Source organism: Psychrobacter sp. PP-21, from assembly GCF_033790785.1.
Taxonomy (GTDB): Bacteria; Pseudomonadota; Gammaproteobacteria; order Pseudomonadales; family Moraxellaceae; genus Psychrobacter.
Window position 1 is genome coordinate 1 of record NZ_JAMYEB010000074.1, and the last position, 481, is coordinate 481.

Here is a 481-nt window from a genome sequence, read left to right on the forward strand (position 1 = left end):
GCGTCGAAGAACGGGCACGTCGCCTGGTCAGCAGTGAACGGCGTCAACCAAATGGCGGGCTCTTCGAGCTGCTCGTCGCATCCGCCTATCGCTCGTCGGGCGCGCGGGTAAAGTTCGTACCCGAGCGACGCGGGCTGAGCCGGACATACGATATGGATGTTGAAATCGGCTCGCGCTCCTTCGCAGTCGAGTGCAAGCGCTTGGAAACGAGCCAATACGGTGAACGGGAACGAGCAGCGATGCGCGAGCTATGGCGCCCCAGCGCGACAGGGTTTTCCCAGAATGAGCAGAGCGCATTTTGCGATGTCCATTTCCGCATCCCCATTGATCGGGTGCCACCCGCCTATCTGACCGAGAAGTCGCTCGAGTGGCTCCGGTCCGACATGCCTTCGCTGCTTTGGAGCGACGATATGTCGTATGGCGCGATGGGCGAGCTCGATCTCGATCCGTTGCGCGAGGTTCTCGACGATCACCATGTGCT

The 481-nt window shown here is 61.1% G+C and carries 1 protein-coding gene; it reads left to right on the plus strand.

Going from position 1 to position 481, the window contains the following annotated elements:
• The coding region (locus NJD71_RS13625; RefSeq protein ID WP_319052436.1) for a hypothetical protein at positions 1–481 on the plus strand (481 nt) is incomplete at both ends.